Origin of the sequence: Bradyrhizobium sp. KB893862 SZCCT0404, assembly GCF_018130885.1 — a bacterium.
Lineage (GTDB): Bacteria > Pseudomonadota > Alphaproteobacteria > Rhizobiales > Xanthobacteraceae > Bradyrhizobium > Bradyrhizobium stylosanthis.
Genome location: NZ_JAFCLT010000015.1, coordinates 146191 through 153088 on the forward strand (window position 1 = coordinate 146191; position 6898 = coordinate 153088).

The 6898-nt window shown below is 66.4% G+C and carries 6 protein-coding genes; 5 read left to right on the forward strand and 1 reads right to left on the reverse strand.

Going from position 1 to position 6898, the window contains the following annotated elements; translation table 11 throughout:
* Positions 1 to 12 precede the first annotated feature (12 nt).
* Positions 13 to 1350 (reverse strand): histidine kinase, encoded by a 1338-nt coding sequence (locus JQ617_RS37210; protein ID WP_212030679.1) that lies wholly within the window; start codon positions 1348 to 1350, stop codon positions 13 to 15.
* 86 nt (positions 1351 to 1436) lie between these two features.
* Between JQ617_RS37210 and JQ617_RS37215 the strand changes: the two genes are divergently transcribed.
* The 5 genes from JQ617_RS37215 (at position 1437) to JQ617_RS37235 (ending at position 6729) form a co-directional block, all read left to right on the forward strand.
* A complete protein-coding gene (locus tag JQ617_RS37215; RefSeq protein ID WP_063686526.1) occupies positions 1437 to 2081 on the forward strand; it encodes a response regulator transcription factor in 645 nt (214 codons plus the stop codon).
* A gap of 543 nt (positions 2082 to 2624) precedes the next feature.
* Positions 2625 to 4043, forward strand: a complete 1419-nt coding sequence (gene thrC, locus JQ617_RS37220; protein ID WP_212030680.1) for a threonine synthase — start codon at positions 2625 to 2627, stop codon at positions 4041 to 4043.
* On the forward strand, positions 4040 to 5329 hold the full coding sequence (locus JQ617_RS37225; RefSeq protein WP_212030681.1) for a M16 family metallopeptidase: 1290 nt from the start codon (positions 4040 to 4042) through the stop codon (positions 5327 to 5329). Before thrC ends, JQ617_RS37225 begins: the two co-directional genes overlap by 4 nt.
* Before the next feature lie 39 nt (positions 5330 to 5368).
* Positions 5369 to 5956 (forward strand): GNAT family N-acetyltransferase, encoded by a 588-nt coding sequence (locus JQ617_RS37230; protein WP_063686532.1) that lies wholly within the window; start codon positions 5369 to 5371, stop codon positions 5954 to 5956.
* 119 nt (positions 5957 to 6075) lie between these two features.
* Positions 6076 to 6729 carry a hypothetical protein gene (locus JQ617_RS37235; RefSeq protein WP_212030682.1) on the forward strand — a complete coding sequence of 218 codons (654 nt, stop codon included), beginning with the start codon at positions 6076 to 6078 and terminating at the stop codon, positions 6727 to 6729.
* The last annotated feature ends 169 nt before the right edge of the window (positions 6730 to 6898 follow it).

Sequence of the window (6898 nt, forward strand, 5' to 3'; positions counted from 1 at the left end):
CCGCGTGACGCCTCACGCGGGCGCGTTTCGCACCCTTTCGATGGGCAAGCGGCAGCGCACATAGGTTCGTTGATCCGCGCGCAGCAATGACAGCGATCCGCTGAGTGCGCGCGCGCGCTCGTGCATGCCGGTCAGGCCGCGGCCGAACCTGTTGCCCTCGGGAAATCCGCCGCCATCGTCGGAGACCTCGATGTCGAGCGCGTCGCCCGCGATGGTCGCCTGCACATGGGCATGGTTGGCCCCGGCATGGCGCAGCACGTTGGTCAGCGCCTCCTGGATGACGCGATAGACGGTCTGGGCAAGCGGTCCGTCGATCGCGTTGAGGCCGGGATCGATCGTGGACGTCAGGCCGATATGCGGTGCCTGCTTGCGAAAGTTCTGCAGCAGCGTCTGCACACTCGTCTCGAGCCCCAGCTCTTCGATGTAGAGCGGGCGCAGCCGGTCGAGGATGCGGCGGTTGGTCTGCTGCAGCGCCTCGACCGATTGCAGCACGTCCTCCGCCGAATTGCCGAGATTTCCCGGCGGCGGGGAGGCGGCTTCCATCAGCGAGATCGTGCCGGCGCGGATGCTGAACAGCAGCGGGCCGAGCTCGTCGTGCAGCTCGCGGGCGAGATCGCGCCGCTCATCGTCCTGAAGCGACACCAGGCGGTGCAACAGGTCGCGATTGTCCTGACTCAATTGCGCGAGCGTCGTGGACAGGGCATTCGCCGCCTCGCAGCTGCGCCGCACCTCCGGCGGTCCTCCGACCGGGATCGGCGTCGCGTAGTCGCCCCGTCGTATTCGCGTCAGTCCTTCACCGAGGTGCTGCAGCGATCGCATCGCCGATTTCGCGAAGAGATAGGCGATGGTGCCCGTCAGCGCCATCAGCACGACGACGAGGCCGGTCAGGGCAAGGAAGCCGATCCACTTCTCGAACAGGTCGGCCGACAAGTCCGGCAGGAACACGAGATCGCCGACATGCCTGCCGTCAATGAGCACCGGCGACGCCGCGTCGATGTCCGGCATGGTCAACAGGTTGACGAACCATTGGGGAACCGCCTGCAGGTTGCGCAGACCCTCCTTCGCGGAGGGAGGGGGGCCCGCGCCGGCTGCCCGGAATTGAATATCCGAGGAGGTGCCCAGGGACTGGACGAAGGCATCCAGCGTCGTCTGCGGATGGTCCGAACTGCGCAGCGTGTTGTTGAGCGCCGCGGCGATCACCCTGGTCGAGCGCCGGGCCGGCTCGTTCTCGTCAGCCAGCTGGCCAGTTGCAAATATCTGCAGCAATATGCCGCCCAGCACCAGCGCCGCGAGAAAACTGGCGCCGAGTGGAAGAAACAGTTGCGTCCGGAAGGAAAGTCGTTGCCACATTAGGCCAATTCTAACGCGCATCGGCGGGATTTTCTCTTTCCATTTGTTCCCGCCGGTCTATGAGTCGGAAAACAAGAGAGCGCGCGATGCAAGATACCGCCAAACCGGCGACCAGAATTCTCATTGTCGACGACCACCCCGTTGTGCTGTCCGGCTGTCGCACCCTGTTTGCCTCGGACAATACGATCCGGATCGAGGAGGCGACAGACGCCAAATCCGGGCACCGTGCCTATGTCAGCAAGCGGCCGGATGTCACCGTGATCGACATCAGCTTGCCCGATGTCTCCGGTTTCGAGCTGATGCGACGCATACGCAAGGACGACCCCGACGCCAAGATCATCATGTTCAGCATGAATGACGATCCCGCCTTTGTGGTGCGGGCCGTCGAGCTTGGCGCGCAGGGCTATGTCTCCAAGGGCGACGATCCCCGGATCCTCCTGAAAGCGGTTCGCAAGGTGGTCGCGGGCGACAACTTCATCTCGCCGCAGCTTGCCGAAGCCGTGACGTTCTCAGGCGCTGCGATCAAGGCCAATCCGGCCTCGCAGATGACGCCGCGGGAGCTGGAAATCCTTCGTCTGCTCGGGCGCGGCGACAAGATCGTCGAGGTCGCCGAGGCGCTCGGCATCTCCTACAAGACCGTCGCCAACACCACCTCGCTGCTCAAGCAGAAACTGGGCGCCAAGAACCATTCCGACCTGATCCGGATCGCAGTGGAAATCGGGATCGGCTGACCTGCCCCAGCGACCGAACCGGCTGCTCCAGGATGCAGCGGTTCGGTCGACGGATGGCACCTCCGCCAGCCGGGCAATGCGTCGCCGGCGGTCGATGCCATCCGGCGACACAATGGGCGAGGGCGATGTTCGTTCCTGCCTTGCTCTTCAATTCGGGAAAAAGCGGCAATGCGCCTGCGCAGTAGGCTCGTAGCTGCGAGCGTCATTCGCAGGCTGCCGGGAAAAGCAGGAACATTCGTCGGGCCCAGCGGTTTTGGCCTTGACGATTTCGTGACAGGCGTCGAAAGCTTGCACCGACAGTTTTAACGGGCGGGTGTCCCGGACGAGCAAAACCGGTCTGCACATATCAACGACAGACCTTCCAAGAGAGGGCTGCGGCATCGCCGCAGCCCTTTTTCGTTGGAAAGGGCTCGGTGGGAAGCGGTTTCCCGATGCCGCAAAACACTTTATGGTGGCGCGAAGCCTCTGGCTGTTGACAAGTATTTTCGTAAAATCAAAGGCTTACGGATCTGGCTCAGGCTCGGCCGGCCTTTGGAGGGCAGTTTGACTCGTTATATCTCGACCCGGGGGGAGGCCCCCGAACTCGGCTTCTGCGACGTGATGTTGACCGGGCTGGCCCGTGACGGCGGCCTGTATGTGCCGGCGACGTGGCCACAGCTCAGCGCCGAGACCATCGCCGGCTTCTTCGGCCGTCCCTATTGGGAGGTCGCTGTCGACGTGATCCGTCCCTTCGCCGGCGGCGAGATTTCCGATGCCGAGCTCGGCCGTATGGCGAACGAGGCCTATGCCACCTTCCGCCATCCCGCCGTGGTGCCGCTGCGCCAGATGTCGCCGCACCAGTTCGTGCTGGAGCTCTTCCACGGCCCGACGCTCGCCTTCAAGGACGTGGCGATGCAGCTCATCTCGCGGCTAATGGACCACGTGCTCGCCAAGCGCGGCCAGCGCACCACCATCGTGGTCGCGACGTCAGGCGACACCGGCGGCGCCGCGGTGGAGGCGTTCGCAGGCCTGGAGAACGTGGACCTCATCGTGCTGTTTCCGCACGGCCGCATCTCCGAGGTGCAGCGGCGGATGATGACGACGACGGGCGCAGCCAATGTCCATGCCCTCGCCGTCGAGGGCAATTTCGACGACTGCCAGGCGCTCGTGAAGGGCATGTTCAACAACCATCGCTTCCGCGATGCGACCTCGCTGTCCGGCGTCAACTCCATCAACTGGGCGCGCATCGTCGCCCAGGTGGTCTACTACTTCACTTCCGCGGTCGCCGTCGGCGCGCCGGCGCGCGCGGTGGACTTCGTGGTGCCGACCGGTAATTTCGGCGACATCTTCGCGGGCTACGTCGCCAAGCGCATGGGCCTTCCCGTCCGCACCCTGCGCATCGCCGCCAACGTCAACGACATCCTGGCGCGCACGCTGAAGACCGGCATCTACGAGGTGCGCGAGGTGCACGCGACCGCCTCGCCCTCGATGGACATCCAGATCTCCTCGAATTTCGAGCGGCTGATGTTCGAGGCCGGCAAGCGCGATGCAGCCGGCGTCCGCCGTCTGATGGATTCGTTGAAGCAGTCCGGCCGTTTCGTGCTGCCCGATGCGACACTGGCCGCGATCCGCGAGGAGTTCGACGCCGGCCGCGCCGACGAGACCGAGACCGCCGCCGCCATCCGCGCCGCCTGGCGCGAGGCGGGCGAACTGGTCGATCCCCATACCGCGGTGGCGCTCGCCGTCGCCGACCGCGACACCACCGACACCACGGTTCCGAGCATCGTGCTCTCCACCGCCCATCCGGCCAAATTCCCGGACGCGGTCGAAGCGGCCTGCGGCCAGCGGCCGCATTTGCCGGCCTGGCTCGATGGCCTCATGACCAAATCCGAACACATGAAGGTGATGAAGAACGACCAGGCCGAGGTCGAGCGGTTCGTGCTGTCGGTCAGCCGCGCCGCAAAACAGGGAGTTGCCGGATGAGCGTCGAGATCTCCAAGCTTGCATCCGGCCTGACCGTCGTCACCGACAAGATGCCTCATCTCGAGACTGCCGCGCTCGGCGTCTGGGCCGGCGTCGGCGGACGCGACGAGAAGCCGAACGAGCACGGCATCTCGCATCTGCTCGAGCACATGGCGTTCAAGGGCACGACGAAGCGCACCTCGCGCGAGATCGTCGAGGAGATCGAGGCGGTCGGCGGCGACCTCAACGCCGGCACCTCGACCGAGACCACGTCCTATTATGCCCGCGTGCTGAAGGCCGATGTGCCGCTCGCACTCGACGTGCTCGCCGACATCCTCGCCAATCCCGCCTTCGAGCCGGACGAGCTGGAGCGCGAGAAGAACGTCATCGTGCAGGAGATCGGAGCCGCGCAGGACACGCCCGACGACGTCGTGTTCGAGCACCTCAACGAGCTCTGCTATCCCGACCAGCCGATGGGCCGCTCGCTGCTCGGCACGGCGAAGACGCTGCGCGCCTTCAACCGCGACATGCTGCGCGGCTATTTGTCGACGCATTATCGCGGCCCCGACATGGTGGTGGCGGCCGCCGGCGCGGTCGACCACGCGCAAGTCGTTGCCGAGGTCGAGAAGCGCTTTGCGAGCTTCGAGGGGACGCCGGGCCCGAAGCCGCAGGCCGCCCAGTTCGGCAAGGGCGGCGCCAAGGTGGTGCACCGCGAGCTCGAGCAGGCGCATCTGACGCTGGCGCTGGAAGGCGTGCCGCAGAACGATCAGTCGCTGTTCTCGCTCCAGGTCTTCACCAACATCCTCGGCGGCGGAATGTCGTCGCGGCTGTTCCAGGAGGTCCGCGAGAAGCGCGGCCTGTGCTACTCGATCTACTCGTTCCACGCGCCCTATACCGACACCGGCTTCTTCGGCCTCTACACCGGCACCGATCCGGCCGATGCGCCGGAGATGATGGAGGTCGTGGTCGACATCATGAATGATTCGGTCGAGACCCTGACCGAGGCGGAGATCGCGCGCGCCAAGGCGCAGATGAAGGCCGGCCTGCTGATGGCGCTGGAGAGCTGCTCGTCGCGGGCCGAGCAGCTCGCCCGCCACGTGCTGGCCTATGGCCGGCCGCAGACGGTGCAGGAACTGGTGGCCCGGATCGACGCCGTCAGCGTCGAATCGACCCGGGACGCGGCGCGTGCACTGCTTTCGCGCAGCCGCCCTGCAGTGGTCGCATTGGGCAGCGGCAGGGGTCTGGACACGGCGGTGTCTTTTGCGGAAGGATTGACCCGGGCACGCGCCAAGGCGCGGCTGCATTAGGAGCCGCGCGCGGGCCGCCTCGCCCCGGGAAGCATCACCATGGCCCTCTTTCGCCTGCCATCCAGTGGACCCGCCGCCCTCGCGCCGCGCGGCAATGGCTTGGTCCTTCGCGCGCCGCAGATGTCCGACTTCCTGCAATGGGCCCATCTGCGCGAGACCAGCCGCGACTATCTCACGCCCTGGGAGCCGATCTGGCCCTCGGACGACCTGACCCGGTCCGGCTTCCGCCGCCGCCTGCGCCGCTATTCCGAGGACATCGCCGCGGACCGCTCCTATCCCTTCCTGATCTTCCGTGAGCTCGACGGCGCCATGGTCGGCGGCATCACGCTGGCCAACGTTCGCCGCGGCATCGTCCAGGCCGGCACCATCGGCTACTGGGTCGGCCAGCCCCATGCCCATCGCGGCTACATGACGGCCGCGCTGCGGGTGCTGCTGCCGACGCTGTTCGGCGAGCTCAACCTGCACCGCGTGGAGGCCGCCTGCATCCCCACCAATGCGCCCTCGATCCGGGTGCTGGAGAAGTGCGGCTTCTCCCGCGAGGGCCTCGCACGCCGCTATCTCTGCATCAACGGGGTCTGGCAGGACCACCTGCTGTTCGGCCTCCTGCACGAGGATTTCCGCGGCTGAGCCGCCGGGGGCGTGCGGCCCGAATACCCTTTTTGCTGCCTTGGGTTCGCCGATTTTGGCGATATAACGCGCTTGGGCCGACCGTTCGGCCGGAACATTGTCATGGAGTATGGGCGTCGATGGTGAAGGTGCTTCGGTCATCGCGGACCAATTTGCTGCGGGTCATGGCGGTCGCGCTGGCGTCGTCGGTTGCGCTCGCCTCTGTCTCGCCCGTGGCGGCCCAGTCGCTAACCGACCGCTTCAAGAACCTGTTCGGCGGCAAGTCCGACGAGCCGGCCGAGGCCAAGCCGGCGCCGGCACCCGGCCAGCCGGCCGAGGACGACGTCGATTGTCCGCAGGTCACGGTGCGCGCGGGCGCCTCGACCTACGCAGTCGGCGCCGGCGGCAAGCCTGCCACCGGCAATGAGATCCGCTACCAGGCCACCATCACCAAGATGGCGCGCGAATGTTCCCGCAGCAGCGCCGGCATCACCGCCCGGATCGGCATCCAGGGCCGCGTCATCGCCGGCCCTGCCGGTGCGCCCGCCACGGTCGATGTCCCCTTGCGCGTTGCCGTGGTGCACGGCGGCGTCGGCGAGAAGGTGATCGCCTCGAAGGCCTACCGGACCACGGTCGAGATGTCGGAGGGCGGCAGCGTGCCCTTCACCTTCGTCGCCGAGGACCTGTCCTATCCGGTGCCGTCGGCCGCGGTCGCCGATTCCTACATCTTCTATGTCGGCTTCGACCCGCAGGCGCTCACGCCCGAGCCGAAGGCGCGGGGGAAGAAGAAGTAGGGAGGGAGTCTCTGCAAGGGGTCTCTTGCCCCGGACGCGGCGCAGCGCGCAGCGGTGCGACGCAGAGCCGGGGCCCAGGAGCTGCGGATGCATGGGTCCCTGTGTCTTGAAAGTCTGTCAGGATGGGTTGGGCGGGAAGCCGTTGGGTCCTTGGCGCTTGACGCCGTGA